The organism is Flavonifractor sp. An100 (assembly GCF_002161175.1).
In the GTDB taxonomy this organism is placed as follows: Bacteria; Bacillota; Clostridia; order Oscillospirales; family Oscillospiraceae; genus Lawsonibacter.
Genome location: NZ_NFMA01000009.1, coordinates 21,978 through 39,862 on the forward strand (window position 1 = coordinate 21,978; position 17,885 = coordinate 39,862).

The following is a 17,885-nucleotide window of genomic DNA, read 5'->3' on the forward strand; positions in this document are numbered from 1 at the left end:
TTGAAAAAGATTCTTTACATTCTCTTTCACCGCTCTGTTTTCGTAGGGCTCTCTCTTTTGGCACAGATTGCAGCCCTTGGCCTCATGGTGGCGATTTTTTCTGAATATGCGGATAATTTTTACTGGTTTTGCATCCTGGTGAGCGTCTTTGCCGCTTTAGCCATCATCAGCAGCCGAATGGAACCTGGCTATAAAATTGCCTGGCTACTGATCATCCTTCCCTTTCCAGTGTTTGGAGGAATCTTTTATCTGCTTATCGGCGGCGGTCACATCCCAAAACGTATTCAAAAGCGTATGCAGGGTATTCTTGAAAAATCTGCTTCTGCCCTGAAAGAGGATTTTAAGGCAGACGACCTACTCCCCTTGGGGGGAGACGCTGTGTGTCAGGCCAATTATCTGGAACGCTGCGCCGCCTGTCCCGCCTACACCAATACGGAAACAGAGTATTTTTCGTTGGGAGACTTGGCCTTTCCCCGGATGCTCCAGGAGCTGAAAAAAGCGGAACACTATATTTTCCTGGAATACTTTATCATCCAGCCCGGCCTGTTTTGGGACAGTATCCTGGCTATTTTGGAGGAGAAGGCTGCGCAAGGTGTGGAAGTGCGCCTAATTTATGATGATATGGGGTGTATGTTTACCCTGCCCCGAGACTATGACCAGCAAATGGCGGCCAAAGGAATCCAATGCCGGGTATTTAACCGGTTTGTGCCAGTGATGTCCTTGCGCCTGAATAACCGGGACCACCGAAAGCTGATGATCATTGATGGAAAGGTCGGCTTTACCGGGGGAATCAATCTGGCCGACGAATATATCAACCTTCGCCAGCGCTTTGGGCACTGGAAAGATAGTGCCATCCTTTTGGAGGGAGACGCAGTCTGGTCCATGACGGTCATGTTTTTGACCATGTGGGACCACTGCTGCGGCTGGGACGAGGATTTTGACCGGTTTCGTCCCCCTGCTGCCCCTGTGCGCCCTTGGACCGGTTATGTCCAGCCCTATACCGACACTCCCTTGGATCGGGAAACGGTTGGGCAGGCCGTCTATCTCAACATGATTGCCAAAGCTAAAAATTATATTTATATTACTACTCCCTATCTGGTCATCGATGTGGCCACAAACACTGCCCTTTGTAACGCAGCTAAGGCCGGCGTGGATGTGAGAATCATTACCCCCCACATCCCGGACAAACGCTATGTGTTCGAGGTTACCCGTGCCCACTATCCCCCTTTACTCAAGGCTGGCGTCAAAATTTATGAGTATAAGCCTGGATTTATCCACGCAAAAAACTTTGTGGTTGACGATCGATTTGCCACAGTAGGAACGGTCAATTTGGATTACCGCAGTCTGTTTCTCCACTTTGAGGATGGCGTATGGCTATGCGAGGCTCCCTGTATCCGGGATATCCGAGCTGACTTTGAAGCAACCCTAAAACAGAGCGAATCCATCTCCTTACGCCGGTTTAAACATCTAAATATCCTCTTACAGATGTATCGCAGCATACTGCGGGTATTCGCTCCCCTTATGTAAAAAAAGCCGCCGTCTGAGACGGCGGCTTTTGCAAGCCTAGTCAGTTCTCAGCAGCAACCGCAGCTGCGGGCCTCCTGATAGCTGTTTCCCTTGCAGGGCGTGCTGTTGGGCGGGAAAAATTCTCCCACAGGGAATTTGATTTTCCGGAACAATTCGCAGGGATCCTCCTGGCAGCCGCAACCGTCACAGGGGCACTCCTTCTCCGGCATACAGTAGTCGTATACTGGCATGAGCAGTTGGGTATCTCGTTCCAGACGAATGATGCTGAACTGCCCCAGGGTCACAAAGAGACGATGAGTGTCACCGCCTGTCACCAGTTCCTCCGGGAAACAGGACGCCACTGCATTGGGAATTTCGGTGTTTCCGCAATCACAGTGCCGGCACTCGCACACGTCCATCAGCTTCATGCCCAGAATCAGAGGATCTACCGCCTCCACTACAGCGATAGGAGCATTGGTTCGAGGCAGCTGCTGAGGGTCACGACCACAGTCCGAACCAGCAGATGCGAACACCTTCGCACTCCCCTCGCTACCAAACAGAATGACTCGCTTATCAAACACAGCAAGTCCGGTCACCTCTACAGGACGGGCAGTGCCGATAAACGCATCTGCGGTGATACGATAAAAATACCGCACATCCACCGTGTAAAAACCTCGATTAAAGCAAACCGGCTCAACATCGATGTACGAGTACAGCAGTTCGGCGCATCCTGCCTTCACAGACATTGCCCGGTCAAGGACCTCCTGTGAACCGCGGGTGGGGTAAACCCTCAAATCTTCGATACAGTCTTTATCTTTACATGAATCGAAAATTTTTCTTGTGTGTATACATACGGCCTCCCGGATGCTGCGCTCCTCATTCACGGGGCCGGGTACGACCATTTCTGGCATATGGTTCCCTCCTAAATATATTGGGTGACGTGGGCGGTTTTCCCGCCCGATTTGGTTCTGCTTACACCTCATCTTATGACCCATATCGGATTTGGTGTCAGGAGCGCCTTGTCCTCTTCTTTTCCGCTTTTGCTCTTGCGGCTTTTTTCAATCCGCGTTATAATAAATGCCAGACCAGACGCCTGACCAGAAAGGAGCGTTTTCATGGCCCCAGTGGGATTTATTCAAAATGAATTGGACCTTAAGCTCTTGGTCCTGTATATCATGGCCCGTGCCGCCGGTCCCATCACCTTTTTGCAGCTGTTGGAGTTGGCCTTATGTGATGCCGGGGTAGATTACTTCTCCCTCACACAAGCGGTGGACCATATGGTGGAAACCGGCCAGCTCTCCAAGGAGGACGATCGCTACACCATTACAGACAAAGGGCGGCGCAACAGCGAGATCTGTCAGAGCAGCCTGCCCTACTCGGTGCGCATGCACTGCGATGAAAACCTGGTCAAGGTCAACGAGGCCCTGCGACGGGAAGCCCAGATCCAAAGCCGCATCGAGGACAATCCGGATGGCACCTGTACCCTCCACCTGGGGTTCCACGACGTGGGCAGCCCTCTCCTGGAGCTGTCCCTTCTGGTCCCCGGCCGTCCTCAGGCGATCGCCATGTCTCATCAGTTTCAAACTAATCCGTCTGGCATATATCATTCCATGATTTCTCTTCTCAGCACACCAGAACCCAGAAAGGAGAATGTACCTTGAGACGTTCAGACCGTGAACAAAGCCTGGAATTTTCTCTTGCTCTCATTGACCGCTGTTCCCACGGCGTGGCCGCATTGTCAACTGGAGAAGATACTCCTTACTGTCTTCCCCTCTCTTTCGTGCGGGTTGACAACTGCCTGTACTTTCACAGTGCCCGACAGGGCCGCAAGGTGGATTTGTTGCGCGCCAACCCCAGGATATGTATTACATTTGTGGGCGAGGACACCCCTGCTTTCGTGCCGCCCGCCATGTACACCACCTATTATCAGTCAGTGATTGTCACCGGAACCGTCTTGGAGGTGACCGATCCCCAGGAAAAAACAGCCGCTTTGCATGCTTTATGTGAGAGGCTTACTCCCAATGATATGGATGCCTTCCCGGCTGCCGTGGAAAAGAGTCTGGCGGTCACCGCCATTTGGAAGGTAGAGATGGACCACATTTCTGGAAAAGCAAAATTGAAACATTGACCTTATCCGTTTATTCAGCTGTCTGTTTTCCATACAGGCAGCTTTTTTATCCCATTAAACGGGCCAATCTCTCCAGCGCAGGGGCCAGATTTTCCAAGTCCACCCCAGGGTAGTTTACCACCAGCGTATGGGGCAGGCCAGATTCCGGCTCCCGCTGATAGTGAGAGAGGAAGGACAACCGGATCCCCTGGGCAGCTGCCTGTTGTTCCAAGTCCCAATCCTCCAGTTTGGTATCCAAGCGCAGCAGAAAATGAAGCCCTGCGTCCGCCCCCAGAATCTGGCATCGTTTTCCCAGAGCGCTTTCCTGGATGGTCTGTAAAACCGCGTCCCTTCGTCCCCGATAATAGACTCGCATCCGGTTGACATGGGACTCAAAATGCCCCTCATTTAAAAAATGAGCCAGGGTGTACTGCTCCATCGCCGGGACGGTGCAGGCATAAAAGCCCAGACGGTGCTGATAAAGCTCCAGCAGTGAGTGGGGCAGCACCATATAGCTGATCCGCAGAGAGGGAGCCAGAGAGCGGGAAAAGGTGTTCATATAGATGACCCGCTCTCCCCGGTCAATGCTTTGCAAGGTAGGGATGGGGCGTCCTGTGAACCGAAATTCACTGTCGTAGTCATCTTCGATGATATAGCGCCCTTCCTGCTCCCTCGCCCAGGAGAGGAGCATCTGTCGCCGGGCAATAGGCATAACCGCTCCTGTGGGGAACTGATGATTGGGAGAGATATGCAGCACATCCACCTCTTGCCGTTCCACCGCATCTGGTTGCGCCCCTTGCTGATCCACCGGTATACTGAGGCAGGATGCTCCGTTGAGCTGGTAGATACGGGGCGCTTTGGAATAGCTGGGATCCTCCACCCCATATACCTGCTCCCGACCCAATAGCTGAACAATTAAATTATATAAATACTCCGTTCCTGCTCCCACCACGATCTGCTCCGGAAGAACGGAAATTCCCCGGTATTGATACACGTGCCGGGCAATGGCCTGGCGAAGTTCCGATACCCCGTTGTGGGGCATGGACCGCAGCAGAGCCTCCCCCTGTTCGCTGAGCACCCTACGCATCAGCCTAGCCCACACCGAAAAGGGAAAGCCTTCCGTCCCGCTTCCACTCCCTTTCAAGTCCAGCAGCCACTGGCGCTCCTCCTCCCGACGAGATGGGCGAGGAATCGCCCCGTTGATTGTCCGATGCTCCGGTTGCACCTGATTGACAAAATACCCTCTCTTCTCTTCCGACCGCAAATATCCCTCCGCAGTCAGCTGGGCGTAAGCGTTTTCCACCGTCACCACCGCCACCTCCAAATGCTTTGCCAGCGCACGCTTGGATGGCAGCTTTTCCCCCGCTTTGATTCGTCCGGCCAGAATATCCTCTTTCATACAGCGGTACAAATAATCATACCGGGCCAAATTTCCCCGGTCAGTTAAATCATAAGTCAGCATGGCCCCTCCATCTGGTCTTATAAAATAATATCAAATTGGCCCTTTCTTTCATGCCAGATTATATTAAAATACAAGCTACGGAAAATAGCAAGAAAAATGTTCGGAATAAACCCTGGAAACAAAAAGGAGTGTACTCTCTATGGCCGATCAGAAAATCAAAAAGCTAGTTCAGGCTGCGCTATTTGCAGCTTTGTGTACCGTCATGACGCTCGTGGTTCAAATTCCCTCCCCAATGCAAGGGTATGTCAACTTAGGGGACTGCGCGGTTCTGCTCTCCGCCTGGATTCTGGGTCCCTTGTATGGCGGAGCAGCTGCCGGTATCGGCTCTATGTTGGCAGATTTGTTCGGCTACGCCCACTATGCCCCCGGCACACTGGTGATCAAATTTACTATGGCGGTGGCAGCCGCCCTTCTCTTCCGTGGGCTACGCAAGCATAACCTACTACTGGCTCAGGGACTCAGCGGAGTGGTTAGCGGCGCCATCCTTGTAACTGGATACTTTGCCTATGCCTGCTTATGGCTGGGAAAGGGCTGGGCGGCCGCTGCATCCATCCCGGGAAATATTGTGCAGGCGATCTTTGGGCTGATTGCCGCTACTCTCGTGTACGCCGCCTTGAACCGCAGCCGGGCTCTGGCACACATCTGAATCTATTCTAAAAAAACGAGCTTCCCCACCGGGGAAGCTCGTTTTTTCCTTGTCCTATTGAATCACTACATTTTCTTCTCCCAGCCGCTCCTTTAAATCCTCAATCAACAACGGGTGAAGCTGACAACGGGTTCCCACTCGCTTTTTGCAATCCTCAAAATACAAGATTGCCTGGCTCTCTCCCGGGAAAAAGGACAGAGCCAGCCGAACCTTTCGCAGACGCGGGTCCTCCCGGTTAGGGAAACGGAGATACAGCTTCTGACTTCCAGCTGCCACCGCTTCTGCATCCAGGTCATTGAGGGGACGAATGGAATCTGCCATCAGCTGGGGTTCCTTTTCATCCCGGACCGAAATCTTTCCGCTGACCAAAATCGCGCTGTTTTCCCGAATATAGCTCCCGCTTTCATCCAGTACCCGGGAGAAGCACAGCAGCTCCATGGCGCCAGTGTCGTCTTCCAGGTTGACATAAGCCATTAGCGTGTTGGACCGGGTGGTACGGGTCCGGTAGGTAGTGACCATGCCGGCTATGGTGACCCGCTGCTCATCCCGATACTGCTGGGGCCCCTCCTCCCGGTCAAAGTCTGATAAAATGGAACCGATGGTCACGGCCCCCCGCTGCCGTGCTGCCTCCCGGTATTGGTCCATGGGATGGCCGGAGAGATAGAGGCCTGTGGTCTCCTTCTCCATACTCATCAGCTCCTGAGGACTGTACTCAGGTAAGTCGGGGAGATGGAGGGCTGGCAGGGGGCTTGGGGATTCCTCTCCCCCACCAAAACCGAACAGGTCCAACTGGCCCTCCACATTCCGCTTACGGCTGGCGGCAATTCCATCCAATACCTGACCATAAACCTGCATCAGTTGTGACCGGTGGCAGCCCATTCGGTCAAAGGCTCCGGATTTGATGAGACTTTCCACTACTCTCCGGTTTAAGTCCTGGTCGAACATCCGGTCGCAGAAGTCCATAAATCCTGTAAAGGCTCCACCCTTTTCACGCTCTGACAGCAGGCCGGTTATAAAGGATCGGCCCACGCCCTTCAGGGCAACCAATCCAAATCGGATTCCTTCTCCCACTACCGTGAAGTCGGCGTCCGACTCATTGATGTCAGGGGGCAGCAACTGGATGCCCATGCTCCGGCACTCGGCGATATATTCTGCCACCTTTTCGGTGGAATCCAGCACCGATGTAAGAAGGGCGGCCATATACTCCTTGGGATGGTGGCACTTAAACCAGGCAGTCTGATAGGCCACGATGGCGTAACAAACCGCATGGGCCTTATTAAAGGCGTAGTTGGCAAAGTCATAAATCTCATCGTAGATGCTCTGGGCCACGCTCTCCGGAATCCCTTTGGCGGCACACCCGGCAATATTGCGGGAGGGATCGCCGTGGAGAAATGCCTCCCGTTCCCGTTCAATATCCTTGACCTTCTTTTTGGACATGGCACGGCGCACCATATCAGCCTGTCCCAGAGAGTAGCCGCCCAGCTGCTGGAAAATTTGAATCACCTGCTCCTGGTAGACGATGCAGCCATAGGTGTTGGACAGGATGGGGATCAGGGATGGATGCTTATAGGTGATCTTGTCTGGATTCTGCTTACAGGCGATGAAACGGGGAATGGATTCCATGGGGCCGGGACGGTACAGAGCAATAATCGCGGTGATATCTTCAATGTTCTGAGGCTTGAGTCCCAGACAAACTCCTGTCATTCCGGTGGATTCCATTTGGAACACCCCGGCGGTGCGCCCCTCCGACAACATGGCCATAGTAGCTGGGTCATTCTCCGGAATATCATGCAATGTAAAGTTAGGTTCCTTGCCACGAACCATCTTGACCGCATCATCTAAAATGGTCAGGTTGCGCAGGCCCAAAAAGTCCATTTTTAGCAGTCCCAGCTCTTCCAGGGTGGTCATGATATACTGCGTGACCGGCAGGCCGTCATTGGTAGCCAGAGGGACGTAGTCACAGACCGGCCGGCTGGTAATGACCACTCCCGCCGCGTGGGTTGAGGTGTTCCGGGGCATCCCCTCAATGGCCATGGCGGTATCAATGAGCTTTTTAATGCGGGGGTCCCCATCATAGGCATCCTTCAGCTGCTTGGACAGCTTTAGCGACTCCTCCAGGGTGATATGAAGGTTGCCCGGCCCGCTGGGAATCAGCTTGGCCAGCGCATCCACCTCAGCATAGGGGAAATTGAGCACCCGGCCCACATCCCGCACAGACCCTCGGGCAGCCATGGTGCCGAAGGTAACAATTTGGGCCACATGGTCTGCCCCGTATTTTCGGTTTACATAATCAATAACCTCTTGCCGCCTCCGGATGCAAAAGTCAATGTCAATATCGGGCATGGACACCCGCTCAGGGTTGAGAAACCGTTCGAAGTAGAGGTTATACTTCATAGGCTCCACATCGGTGATGTTCAGACAGTAGGATACCATAGAGCCTGCGGCAGAGCCACGCCCCGGACCGACCGGGATGCCGTTTCCTTTGGCAAAGGCGATGAAGTCAGACACAATGAGGAAGTAGTCCACAAACCCCATCTTTCGAATCATGTCCATCTCATAGCGAAGCTGCTTGCGGTACTCCTCTTTGCCCTCAGGATAGCGGCGGGCAAAGCCGTCCATACACAGCTTCTCAAAATAGGCGTCCCCGTCGGTATACCCTTCCGGCAGCGTAAAGTGGGGCAGGTGGTACTTGCCGAACTGGAACTCCACATTACATAGCTGGGCAATCTTGGCCGTATTCTCCAAAGCCTCCGGGTAGTTGGGGAAAAGAGCGGCCATCTCCTCCTCCGACTTGACATAGAACTCTTGGGTCTCAAACTTCATCCGCCCCGGGTCTTCCAACAGCTTTCCTGTCTGGATGCACATGAGAATGTCCTGCATCTCTGCATCTTCCCGGCGCAGATAATGGGCGTCGTTGGTGGCGATCAGGGGTATTCCGGTCTCCTCGTGGATGCGCACAAGTCCAGCGTTGACCTGTTTCTGGGCGGCAATGCCGTGGTCCTGTAGCTCCAGGTAGTAACCGTCCTCCCCGAACAGCTCCCGCATTTCCAGCGCCACACTCTTGGCCTGTTCATATTCCCCTGCCATCAGCAACCGGGGCAGCTCGCCCCCCAAGCAGGCAGAGCAGGCGATCAGTCCGCCGCAGTGCTCCCGCAGCAGATCCATGTCAATGCGGGGCTTGATATAAAAGCCCTCCAGAAAGGCCTGGGATACCATGTAGGACAGATTCCGGTATCCCTCCTCATTCCGACATAGCAGCACCAGATGGCGGGATTCCGCGTCAAACTCATGGACCTTTTGGAAGCGGGTCCGGCCCCTGGGAGCCACATAGACCTCACAGCCAATAATCGGCTTGATCCCTTCCGCTTTACAGGCCCGGTAGAAGTCGATGACTCCGTACATCACCCCGTGATCAGTGATGGCTACCGCCTCCTGGCCCAGCTCCTTGACCCGTTCCACCAGCTTTTTGATGCGACAGGCCCCGTCCAGGAGGGAGAACTCGGTATGCAGATGTAGATGGACAAAGGACATAGATGCTCCTCCCCAGCTTGGATGTGCCCCAATGAATGTCAACCCGTGGGCTATTCTGTTCGTGCTTACTTTCTTCTTTTATTCAGTCATCTGACTGCTCCGCTGCCCGTTCCAGGGTCTCTCCCGTTAGGCGATATACTGTCCACTCATCCATGGGGACAGCTTCCATCCGTTTGGTGTAGAAATCGATGGAAGGCTTGTTCCAGTCCAGACAGGACCACTCCAGTCTTCCGCAGCCCCGTTCCACTGTGATACGGGCCAGTTCCTTCAGCAAAGCCTTACCATATCCCTTCCCTCTCTCCTCCGGCCACACCAGCAAATCCTCTAGGTAGATGCCTGCCCGGCCAAGGAAGGTGGAGAAATTATGGAAAAAGAGGGCCATTCCCACCTCTCTTTCCCGATCCACGGCGAAGATCACCTCCGCCTTTTTCTTTTCAAACAACCACTCCCGCAAAATCTCCGGGGTCGCCACCACTTGGTCAGACATGTGCTCATACTCGGCCAGGGAGCGGATAAAGGACAAGATTAACCCCTCGTCCCCAGGGACAGCAGCACGAAAGGTACAAACAGCCATGGAATAAACTCCTTTTCTTTCTTTGGTCGGTCTTTACAGGTAACGCTTGGGGTTGGGCAGACCCTCCAGGAAGGCGATGGCACGGCGCAGCTCCTTCCCACTCCACAGGGAAGCAGCCACTGTTACCACCGGCTTTTTCCCTCGGCACATTTGGATAGCTGTACCGGCCAGCCCTGTGGCCGTCCCGCCCCGGCGGAAGGTCACTGTCCAAGAGCGGCGGAGGAGGAAATTCAGGCCCTGGTAGGGATGTGTCTCTTGGGAAAAGGGAGTGGAGACCACCACCCGGTCATTATAAAAAGCGACCTGGCATCTGCGGTGGTAGGCACACCACGCAGTTCCCAGAAGCAGCACCCCTGCTCCTGCGGCGCACATGGGCCACCAGCCTGCCGCCACTCCCAGAAGCAGCAGCACCAGGCCGGCAAAGCCAGCAATAAGGGCGGTGGCAACTAGCCGTTCCGTGGACACCCGCAGCACTACAGCTGGCTCAGTTCTTTTCCCTTGCTCCTCCATCCTCCCACTCCTCTCGGCTCAGCTCCACCAGCTTGCGCAGTCGGTGGTTTAAGGCGGACTTGGTGACGGGAGGGTCACACTGCTGGGCCAACTGGGATAAGGTGTCCTCAGGATGCTCCAGACGCAGCCGGGCCGTCTCCCGCAACTTCTCCGGTAGGGCGGCCAGCCGCCCCTGCTCCTCCAGCTTGCGAATGGCCTCCATCTGAACCATGGCGGCCTCCACCGCCTTGTCCAAATTTGCGGCGTCACAATTGACTCTGCGGTTGACGCTCCCTCTTAAATCCTTTTCCAGCTTGGCGTTCATGACCTCCATGGCCGCCAGAGGTGCTCCAATGGAGGTGAGGAAATCCTCGATGCGGTCGCTCTGCTTAAAATAAATCACTGCGTTGCCCTTCCGCTGAGCCGCCTTTGGCTCCAGCTCCATCTCCCGCATCAGCGCCAGCATCTCCCGGCTGACGCTGAGATGGGAGGTAGCCAGCTCCAAGTGGTAGCCCTTTCGAGGGTCCGTCACCGACCCGCCCGCCAAAAAGGCCCCCCGCAGAAAGGCTGTGCGGCAGCAGGATTCCTCCACAATACCAAAGTTAATATGGAGGGCCGGCGTTTTGGGGTCTCCGCCGAACAGCTGCTGGATGATGGAGAGTTTTTGGGGATCGGTGATGGAGAAGATGTACTTTCCTTCCCCCTCCGGCACGCGGTCAAAGGAGAGTTTAAATGCCTTTTTTAATATTAGAGGGAGCCGCTGGGCAAACGCTGCGCTCTCTGTAATGATGCGCACCTCCCCAGCAGAAAAGGTATTGCTGTAAAGGAAAATACCATAACACTCCGCCTGAGCACAACACTTTCGGCTATGTGGAGCCCGACACAGCTCCGCTTTCACTTCTCCGGCAAAGGACATGGTCATTCCTCCAAAATGTACCGGCGCTCTCCATGGAAAATCCGCACCGCTCTGCGGCGGTAGATCTCCAACAGAGTGGCCGCCAGCTTATCGGGATCATGGCGGGCAAAGTTTCCGCCCTCAGAGGCCACCGGACGCTCTACCAGTTCCAGCCCCATGGCAGTAACCCGTTCCCGGTCCACCACCAGAGGGGCTGCATCCTCTTCCCGGTAGCGCTCCACCAGCCCCGGATGAACGGGGGCGGAGTTGGCCAGGCACAAATCCAACATTCCGGGCGCTCCATGGTCTAGGAGGGCCTCCAAATGGTCGGCGGCCGTATACCCCTCGGTCTCCCCTTCCTGGGTCATGATATTGCACACATAGATCTTGGGAGCTGGAGACTGGGCAATGGCCTGAGCCACTCCATCTACCAACAGGTTGGGAATCACGCTGGTATAGAGACTGCCCGGTCCCAGAACGATCAAATCGGCCTCCCCAATGGCTTCTAAAGCGGCAGGCAAAGGGGCGGGACGCTGAGGGATCAGGGCCACCCGGGCAATCCGGCAGTCCTGTTCCTTTTTAAAGCTGTAGATTTTTGACTCGCCAACCACTCGGGTACCATTTTCAAACACAGCCTCCAGCTGAACATCAGCACTGGTCACCGGAATGACCCGGCCAGTGATGGCCAGCACTTGGCTCATTTGGCTGACCGCCTCCTCAAAGGAACCGGTTACCCCATTCAAAGCGGCCAAAATCAAATTGCCGAAGGACTGCCCTGCCAGCGAACCCTCTGTGAAACGATACGTCAGCAGGCGCTGCATAATAGGCTCTGTATTGGCCAACGCCTCCATACAGTGCCGAATATCGCCGGGGGGCGGCATTCCAATATCCCGGCGCAGCATGCCGGACCCACCCCCGTCGTCCGCTACCGTGACGATGGCAGTGAGATTTTTTGTGTATTTCTTCAATCCCCGCAGCATAGTGGAAAGCCCCGTTCCACCACCCACGGCTACAATTTTTGGCCCTCGCTCCCACTGCTGGAGATTCGGGAGGTTTTCCATCATAGACATGTTCCTTTCTTTTCACGGAGACTGCACTCAATTCCGCCCCAGGTCCCGGTGGCTCTCCACCACCGGCCACCCCCCCTGGCGAATCTGTTCCGTCAAATCGTGGGCAATGGCCACCGAGCGGTGATGTCCGCCGGTACAGCCAATGGCGATCACCAAGGAGGTCTTGCCCTCCTCCTCATACTTCGGAAGCAGCCAGCAGACAAAATCGGTCAGCCGCTTTAAAAACTCTTCTGTCTGGGGACTGGAAAATACATAGTCCCGCACACCGGTATCCAGGCCGGTTCGAGGACGCAGTTCCGGTACGTAGTAGGGATTGGGCAGAAACCGCACGTCAAACACCAGATCTGCTTCCATTGGCACCCCATGCTTAAAGCCAAAGGAGGTCACCCGCACATCCATCCGTCCCTCGGAGGACCCTCCCTTGGCAAACAGCCGGCGCAGCTCCCCCTTCAGCTTGGCGGTGGACAAATTACTGGTATCAATGATATATTCCGCCCGTTCCCGCAACGGGGCGAGCATCTCCCGCTCCATCTGGATGGCTTGCTCCAGGCTGTCACACTCTTCCGCCAAGGGGTGGCTACGCCGGGTCTCTTTATAGCGCTTGATGATCACTCCGTCAGATGCCTCCATAAACAGGATGCGGTAGGAGCATTTCATCGCTTTTAGATCATCCAGTGCCCGAAACAAACTGTCAAATTTTGTCCCGCTGCGGATGTCAGAGACCAGCACTACCCGGTCATATTCCCCCGCTCCCGCCATGCCCAACTCTGCAAATTTGGGAATCAGCGGCGCAGGCAAATTGTCTACACAAAAAAAGTCCATATCCTCCATAATGGAGGCCGCCTTACTCTTCCCTGCCCCAGACAGGCCGGAAATGATCACAAATTCCATGGTTGCTTCCCTCTCCCTGGGTCTATATTCTCTCTTTCTACACCAAAAGGCAGTTCGATCAGCGCAGCACCTTGACCTCCATCTCCAGCATCACACCGGTATGGGCAAATACCCGCTCCTTTACCTGCTCCACCAAGGCCAGTATGTCCCCACAGGTGGCCCCTCCCCGGTTGATGACAAACCCTGCGTGCTTTTCTGACACCTGGGCACCGCCAACCGTAAAGCCCTTCAGGCCGCACTCCTGAATCAGGGCTCCGGCAAAGTGGCCGGCTGGACGTTTAAACATAGAGCCTGCACTGGGATATTCCAGGGGCTGCTTAGACTGGCGCTGCTGGGCCAACTCCGCCATTCGGGCAGAGATAGACTCCGTTTCCCCCTTCTCCAGCTCCAGGCGGGCCCCAAGAATCATACGGCTGCCGTCGGAGAAGGCACTGTGGCGGTATCCGAAGTCAAACTCCTCTACCCGCTCCACCTGGCCGGATTTGGTCAGGCAGGTAACTTCCCGCACCACCTGGGCCATTTCTCCCCCATAGGCACCCGCGTTCATGGTCACCGCTCCTCCCAGAGAGCCAGGGATCCCATGGGCAAATTCCAATCCCGTCAGCCCCAGGTCCCGGGCAGTCATGGCCAGACGGGCCAGAGAAATACCGCTGTCCGCCAGCAGCGTTGTGCCTTTCGCCTGACAACCACACAAACCGGGCGTGGAGCGGATCAGAAACCGGTCCACGCCCTCATCCGCCACCAACAGATTGGAGCCGTTGCCCATAAAAAAGGGCTCAATACCCAGCTCTGCGGCCGTTTCCACCGCCGCGGCCGCCTCCTGTATGGTCTTGGGCAGCGCCATTAGGGCGGCCGGTCCTCCTACTCGAAAGGAAGTATACCGGGACATGGGCTCATTTGCCCGAAGGTCCAGATCCGGACACCGGTTGGACAGTACCTGTTTCAGTTGCTCTATCCGCTCCATAAGGGCCTCCATTTTCTGACTTCGGAATTACTTGGTACGATTATAGCAAAACTTTTGGGAAAATAGAATAGGAAATTCAGAAGGCGGAGGCACCCGTCCTCCGCCTTCTGTTTTCTACATCCTTCCAGTTACAGCAGATGGCACAGCAATGCTGCCCCTACCACTCCTGCATCATTTCCCAGGGCCGCACGCACCAGACGGACCGGGGTATTCTTGTCATAGGTGCCGTTTTTAACTCGCTCCCGCACCGGCTCCAGCAGCCAGGCGTCATCGGCATTGCTGATTCCGCCTCCTAGACAGATAACCTGGGGCTGGAGGACATTGACCAGATTAATCAGCCCCAGCGACAGGCCCTCCCAGTACCGCTCCAGGACCCGTCTGGCCGCCTCGTCCCCCTGGGCCGCCCCCTGGAATGGGGTCCGCCCCTGGACCTGGGCCAAGTCTCCCTGGCAAATCTGCCACAGCAGGCTGTCCGGGCACCGTTCCATCTCCTCCCGCGTCATGCGGATCAGAGCGGTGGCAGAACCGTACTGCTCCCAACAGCCCCGGTTTCCACAGCCGCACAGCTGGCCACCTGGATAAATCACCATGTGACCGACCTCCATACCGGAGTTAGCGCAGCCGGTGAACAGCTTCCCATCCACCACCATGCCCCCTCCGATTCCGGTTCCCAAGGTAATCACCACCGCGGGACTACAGCCCTTTGCAGCCCCCGCCCAGTATTCTCCGATGGCAGCACAGTTGGCATCGTTGCCCAGATAAACCGGAACATTCCACTTGCTCTGGAAGCGGGCACGGAAGGGGGTATCCCGGAAGGGCATGTTGGCCGTCTGGACCACCACACCGGTTTTATTATCCACTAGGCCCGGGATTCCTACCCCTACCGCCTGGATTTCCTCCGGTCTCTTCCCTCCCTGCTCACAGGCCTGCTGTGCCAGCTGGGCAACCTCATCACACAGCTGCTCGGCCGAGTGGGAACGGTCCACAGGACGGCTCACTTTATTTAAAATAGTACCCTCCCGGTCCACCAGGCCAGCTACCAGGTTGGTTCCGCCTACATCTACGCCGATATAATACATGGTCACGCTTCTCCTTCGTTCCCCATCATTTTTTCAAAGTGTTCATCCATTCGCCGGGTCAGCTCCAGGGCAGCGTTGTGGCCCATCTTCCGGTTGCGGTTGTTCATCGCCGCCACCTCCACAATACTGGCCAGATTCCGGCCGGGCTTGACCGGAATGGTGATGGAGGGCACTTTGACGCCTAGAATCTCTGTCTGGGCAGATTCCAGACCCAAACGGTCATAGACCGCCTCATCGTTCCAAGGCTCCAGCCGGATGACCAGGTGGATTTCCTGCTTAATTTTGATGGCTCCCATACCAAACAGGCGCCGGACATCAATGACACCGATGCCCCGCAGCTCCATATAGTGACGGATGAGCTCAGGAGCCGTGGCTTCCAGCGTGCCATGGTTGGTCTCCCGGATCTCCACCGCGTCGTCGGCAATGATCCGGTGGCCGCGCTTAATGAGCTCAATGGCCACTTCGCTCTTGCCTACCCCGGATTCTCCCTGGAGCAGCACGCCCTCACCGTAAATTTCCATCATCACACCAGAGCGGGTAATTCGGGGTGCCAGTTGGTTATATAGGCTGCCAATCAGCGCACTCATAAACGCGGAGGTCTGGGCCTTGGTGCGCAGAATCGTCCGCCCGTGCTCCCGGGCTGCGTCCAGACACTCGGGGTAGGCATCCAGCTCCCGGGTAATAATCACAGCGGGCACCGGATAGGACAACAGCCGGTCAAACCGTTCCCGTCGCTCCTTACTGGACAGTCCCTCCAGATAAGTATGCTCCGTCAAACCGATTAGTAACAGACGTTTGGTATCAAAATGTTCAAAAAAACCAGTCAGAGGCAGTCCGGGCCGATTGATGTCCACGGTGCGCAGCGGCACGTTCTCATAGTCGGGTGCGGCACACAGCACCTCCAGATTAAACTCCCGAATGATCTCACCCAGCTTGACGCTGTACAGACTTTCTGTCACTTCAATCCCTTCCTTCCCCGCCTTAGGCACACCAGCCTTCTGCGGAACATTCCTATTACTTCTTAGTATAGACGAACTTCATAGGTTTCGCAAGACAAAGCCAAAAGTAGTCCTCTTTTTCTCTCCCCAATTTATAAATTATAAAAAAAGTTCTTGCATTCCGACAAGATTTCTGCTATCATATCAGTCGAGGCTTTTTTGAAAGCGATTCTCATAGCGAGGAGGTAAGCAACATGGCCAAATGCGAATTCTGCGACAAGGGCGTCACCTTCGGCATCCAGGTTTCCCACTCTCACCGCCGTTCCAACCGCACCTGGAAGCCCAATGTGAAGCGCGTGAAGGCGATCGTGAAGGGCACCCCCACTCACGTGTACGTCTGCACCAGATGCCTCCGTTCCGGTAAGGTCACCCGCGCTGTGTAATGGAATATGGCAACTAAAAACACCCTGTGTCTTAGACACAGGGTGTTTTTCCTTTTCTCAGGAAAAACCCACCGGCTAAACCGGTGGGTTTTGAGCTTATGATGTCTTTGCCGGTTTCCAGGGAACGTCCTGAAAGGCCTCCCCTGCTGTCAGCACCTCCACCGTACCCGCCGAGTAGTCCAGTACGTGGGCGGCAAATGCCTCCGCCCGCTCCTCGGGCAGCAGAACCGAGAGCACGACGTCGCTGCCGTAGTCCACTTCTTTCACTACTCCGCCGAAGCTCTCCACCTCCCGGCGAATCCCCTCAAACTGGGCGTAGGTACAGGGCACCTCCTGGGCCACCCACCGGCGCACTACAGAGATACCAGCTGCGTCCAGAGCGTCCTTGGCGCTTTGGGTATAGGCCCGGACCAGTCCGCCTGCTCCCAGCAGGATCCCTCCAAAATACCGGGTGACCACACAGCAGACGTTGACCACCCCCTCTTTCTGGAACACCCCCAGCATGGGCTGGCCAGCTGTTCCCTGGGGCTCCCCGTCGTCGGAGTAACGCACCGGACCGTCCTGGATGAGATAACACCAACAGTTATGCCGGGCATCGTAGTACCGCTTCTTGGTCTCCTCGATCCGGGCCCGGGCCTCCTCCTCGCTTTCCACGCGCCAGACCTGGCCGATAAAACGGGAGCGCTTTTCCACCAGCTCAGTCTGACTGCTTCCGGTGGGGATATAATATTCTGTCATGGGACACATCCCTTCTTAGCCTCGGCGGCTCATCCAATCCTCCCTGGTGATAACATAAAAACGGGCCGGTTTTTCCTTTCCAGTGGGCTCATCCAAAACAAGGGCCTCCATCTGGAATCGCAGGCCGCTTTTTTCGATCACACGGCGGGAGCGGTGGTTTTCCGTATAGTGACTGCACCACACCGACGCAAACTCAAGCTCCTCAAAGCCCAGCCGGAGCAGCACCTCCATCGCCTCCCCCATCAGACCCCGCCCCCAAAAATCCGGGTGCAGGGAATAGCCGATCTCCCCGTCAGGGGCAGGAAATTCCGGACGGTGACGGCCGGTGTACCCGGCTGAACCAATCACCCGCCCGGACTGCCGGTCCACCACGGCAAATACATTGGGGGCGGAAAACACCGTTTGAATGATCTCCAGGCTCTCCGCCTGGCTTTTGTGGGGAGACCACCCAGCCGCCGGCCCCACCCTTGGGTCCTTGGCGTAGTCGTACAGTTCCCCTTTGTCCTCGGGTACAAAGGGCCGCAGAAGCAGCCGGGGGGTATCCAAGTTCAT

Annotated in this window: 18 protein-coding genes; 5 read left to right on the top strand and 13 right to left on the bottom strand. The window is 55.6% G+C overall.

Features of this window, described 5'->3' with window-relative positions:
- Positions 1-1,527, top strand: a complete 1,527-nt coding sequence (gene cls, locus B5E43_RS06835; protein WP_087394910.1) for a cardiolipin synthase — start codon at positions 1-3, stop codon at positions 1,525-1,527.
- A 47-nt stretch (positions 1,528-1,574) separates the two neighbouring features.
- On the opposite strand, the gene B5E43_RS06840 is transcribed toward cls, so the two are convergent.
- Positions 1,575-2,252, bottom strand: coding sequence for a hypothetical protein (locus tag B5E43_RS06840; protein WP_242964747.1), 678 nt, complete (start codon positions 2,250-2,252; stop codon positions 1,575-1,577).
- Between the two features lie 369 nt (positions 2,253-2,621).
- On the opposite strand from B5E43_RS06840, the gene B5E43_RS06845 reads away from it, so the two are divergent.
- Together B5E43_RS06845 and B5E43_RS06850 are read left to right on the top strand one after the other, a co-directional pair.
- The gene (locus B5E43_RS06845; protein WP_087394913.1) at positions 2,622-3,167 is read left to right on the top strand and encodes a DUF4364 family protein; all 546 of its coding nucleotides are present in this window, start codon (positions 2,622-2,624) and stop codon (positions 3,165-3,167) included.
- Complete coding sequence (locus B5E43_RS06850) at positions 3,164-3,634, top strand: pyridoxamine 5'-phosphate oxidase family protein (RefSeq protein ID WP_158098988.1); 471 nt, start codon at positions 3,164-3,166, stop codon at positions 3,632-3,634. The genes B5E43_RS06845 and B5E43_RS06850 overlap by 4 nt, the downstream gene beginning before the upstream one ends.
- 46 nt (positions 3,635-3,680) lie before the next feature.
- Here the strand turns inward: B5E43_RS06850 and B5E43_RS06855 are convergent, their stop codons facing one another.
- The gene (locus B5E43_RS06855) at positions 3,681-5,075 is read right to left on the bottom strand and encodes a PLP-dependent aminotransferase family protein (RefSeq protein ID WP_087394917.1); all 1,395 of its coding nucleotides are present in this window, start codon (positions 5,073-5,075) and stop codon (positions 3,681-3,683) included.
- Between the two features lie 139 nt (positions 5,076-5,214).
- Between B5E43_RS06855 and B5E43_RS06860 the strand changes: the two genes are divergently transcribed.
- Complete coding sequence (locus tag B5E43_RS06860; RefSeq protein WP_087394919.1) at positions 5,215-5,721, top strand: ECF transporter S component; 507 nt, start codon at positions 5,215-5,217, stop codon at positions 5,719-5,721.
- Positions 5,722-5,775: 54 nt separating this feature from the next.
- Here the strand turns inward: B5E43_RS06860 and B5E43_RS06865 are convergent, their stop codons facing one another.
- The 9 genes from B5E43_RS06865 to hprK all read right to left on the bottom strand — a co-directional run bounded on the left by B5E43_RS06865 (position 5,776) and on the right by hprK (position 16,173).
- Positions 5,776-9,252: a DNA polymerase III subunit alpha gene (locus tag B5E43_RS06865; RefSeq protein WP_087394924.1), complete on the bottom strand. Its 3,477-nt coding sequence runs from the start codon at positions 9,250-9,252 to the stop codon at positions 5,776-5,778.
- Positions 9,253-9,334: 82 nt separating this feature from the next.
- Positions 9,335-9,826 (bottom strand): GNAT family N-acetyltransferase, encoded by a 492-nt coding sequence (locus B5E43_RS06870; protein ID WP_087394926.1) that lies wholly within the window; start codon positions 9,824-9,826, stop codon positions 9,335-9,337.
- A gap of 33 nt (positions 9,827-9,859) precedes the next feature.
- Positions 9,860-10,336, bottom strand: coding sequence for a hypothetical protein (locus tag B5E43_RS06875; protein ID WP_087394928.1), 477 nt, complete (start codon positions 10,334-10,336; stop codon positions 9,860-9,862).
- Positions 10,311-11,231: a DNA-binding protein WhiA gene (gene whiA / locus B5E43_RS06880; protein ID WP_087394930.1), complete on the bottom strand. Its 921-nt coding sequence runs from the start codon at positions 11,229-11,231 to the stop codon at positions 10,311-10,313. The genes B5E43_RS06875 and whiA overlap by 26 nt, the downstream gene beginning before the upstream one ends.
- A gap of 2 nt (positions 11,232-11,233) precedes the next feature.
- Complete coding sequence (locus B5E43_RS06885; RefSeq protein WP_242964748.1) at positions 11,234-12,280, bottom strand: gluconeogenesis factor YvcK family protein; 1,047 nt, start codon at positions 12,278-12,280, stop codon at positions 11,234-11,236.
- A 27-nt stretch (positions 12,281-12,307) separates the two neighbouring features.
- Positions 12,308-13,171, bottom strand: a complete 864-nt coding sequence (gene rapZ, locus B5E43_RS06890) for an RNase adapter RapZ (protein WP_087394932.1) — start codon at positions 13,169-13,171, stop codon at positions 12,308-12,310.
- Between the two features lie 58 nt (positions 13,172-13,229).
- A complete protein-coding gene (murB, locus tag B5E43_RS06895) occupies positions 13,230-14,135 on the bottom strand; it encodes a UDP-N-acetylmuramate dehydrogenase (RefSeq protein WP_087394933.1) in 906 nt (301 codons plus the stop codon).
- Positions 14,136-14,263: 128 nt separating this feature from the next.
- Positions 14,264-15,214 carry an ROK family protein gene (locus B5E43_RS06900; RefSeq protein ID WP_087394935.1) on the bottom strand — a complete coding sequence of 317 codons (951 nt, stop codon included), beginning with the start codon at positions 15,212-15,214 and terminating at the stop codon, positions 14,264-14,266.
- A gap of 2 nt (positions 15,215-15,216) precedes the next feature.
- Entirely contained in the window at positions 15,217-16,173 is a 957-nt protein-coding gene (gene hprK, locus B5E43_RS06905) for an HPr(Ser) kinase/phosphatase (RefSeq protein WP_242964749.1), read from the bottom strand.
- A 233-nt stretch (positions 16,174-16,406) separates the two neighbouring features.
- On the opposite strand from hprK, the gene rpmB reads away from it, so the two are divergent.
- Positions 16,407-16,595, top strand: coding sequence for a 50S ribosomal protein L28 (rpmB, locus tag B5E43_RS06910; RefSeq protein ID WP_087288054.1), 189 nt, complete (start codon positions 16,407-16,409; stop codon positions 16,593-16,595).
- A gap of 96 nt (positions 16,596-16,691) precedes the next feature.
- Here rpmB and B5E43_RS06915 read toward each other — a convergent pair whose 3' ends face one another.
- Together B5E43_RS06915 and B5E43_RS06920 are read right to left on the bottom strand one after the other, a co-directional pair.
- On the bottom strand, positions 16,692-17,333 hold the full coding sequence (locus B5E43_RS06915) for a YigZ family protein (RefSeq protein WP_087394937.1): 642 nt from the start codon (positions 17,331-17,333) through the stop codon (positions 16,692-16,694).
- Positions 17,334-17,348: 15 nt separating this feature from the next.
- A complete protein-coding gene (locus B5E43_RS06920; protein WP_087394939.1) occupies positions 17,349-17,885 on the bottom strand; it encodes a GNAT family N-acetyltransferase in 537 nt (178 codons plus the stop codon).

Bases quoted from the DNA above. Each gene is read 5' to 3' on its own strand.
- whiA (WP_087394930.1), bottom strand. From the start codon at position 11,231: ATGTCCTTTGCCGGAGAAGTGAAAGCGGAGCTGTGTCGGGCTCCACAT.
- murB (WP_087394933.1), bottom strand. From the start codon at position 14,135: ATGGAGCGGATAGAGCAACTGAAACAGGTACTGTCCAACCGGTGTCCG.
- B5E43_RS06885 (WP_242964748.1), bottom strand. From the start codon at position 12,280: ATGTCTATGATGGAAAACCTCCCGAATCTCCAGCAGTGGGAGCGAGGG.
- B5E43_RS06860 (WP_087394919.1), top strand. From the start codon at position 5,215: ATGGCCGATCAGAAAATCAAAAAGCTAGTTCAGGCTGCGCTATTTGCA.
- B5E43_RS06900 (WP_087394935.1), bottom strand. From the start codon at position 15,214: ATGTATTATATCGGCGTAGATGTAGGCGGAACCAACCTGGTAGCTGGC.
- rpmB (WP_087288054.1), top strand. From the start codon at position 16,407: ATGGCCAAATGCGAATTCTGCGACAAGGGCGTCACCTTCGGCATCCAG.
- B5E43_RS06875 (WP_087394928.1), bottom strand. From the start codon at position 10,336: ATGGAGGAGCAAGGGAAAAGAACTGAGCCAGCTGTAGTGCTGCGGGTG.
- rapZ (WP_087394932.1), bottom strand. From the start codon at position 13,171: ATGGAATTTGTGATCATTTCCGGCCTGTCTGGGGCAGGGAAGAGTAAG.
- B5E43_RS06865 (WP_087394924.1), bottom strand. From the start codon at position 9,252: ATGTCCTTTGTCCATCTACATCTGCATACCGAGTTCTCCCTCCTGGAC.
- B5E43_RS06920 (WP_087394939.1), bottom strand. From the start codon at position 17,885: ATGAACTTGGATACCCCCCGGCTGCTTCTGCGGCCCTTTGTACCCGAG.
- B5E43_RS06855 (WP_087394917.1), bottom strand. From the start codon at position 5,075: ATGCTGACTTATGATTTAACTGACCGGGGAAATTTGGCCCGGTATGAT.
- B5E43_RS06840 (WP_242964747.1), bottom strand. From the start codon at position 2,252: ATGTCTGTGAAGGCAGGATGCGCCGAACTGCTGTACTCGTACATCGAT.
- B5E43_RS06915 (WP_087394937.1), bottom strand. From the start codon at position 17,333: ATGACAGAATATTATATCCCCACCGGAAGCAGTCAGACTGAGCTGGTG.
- B5E43_RS06870 (WP_087394926.1), bottom strand. From the start codon at position 9,826: ATGGCTGTTTGTACCTTTCGTGCTGCTGTCCCTGGGGACGAGGGGTTA.
- B5E43_RS06845 (WP_087394913.1), top strand. From the start codon at position 2,622: ATGGCCCCAGTGGGATTTATTCAAAATGAATTGGACCTTAAGCTCTTG.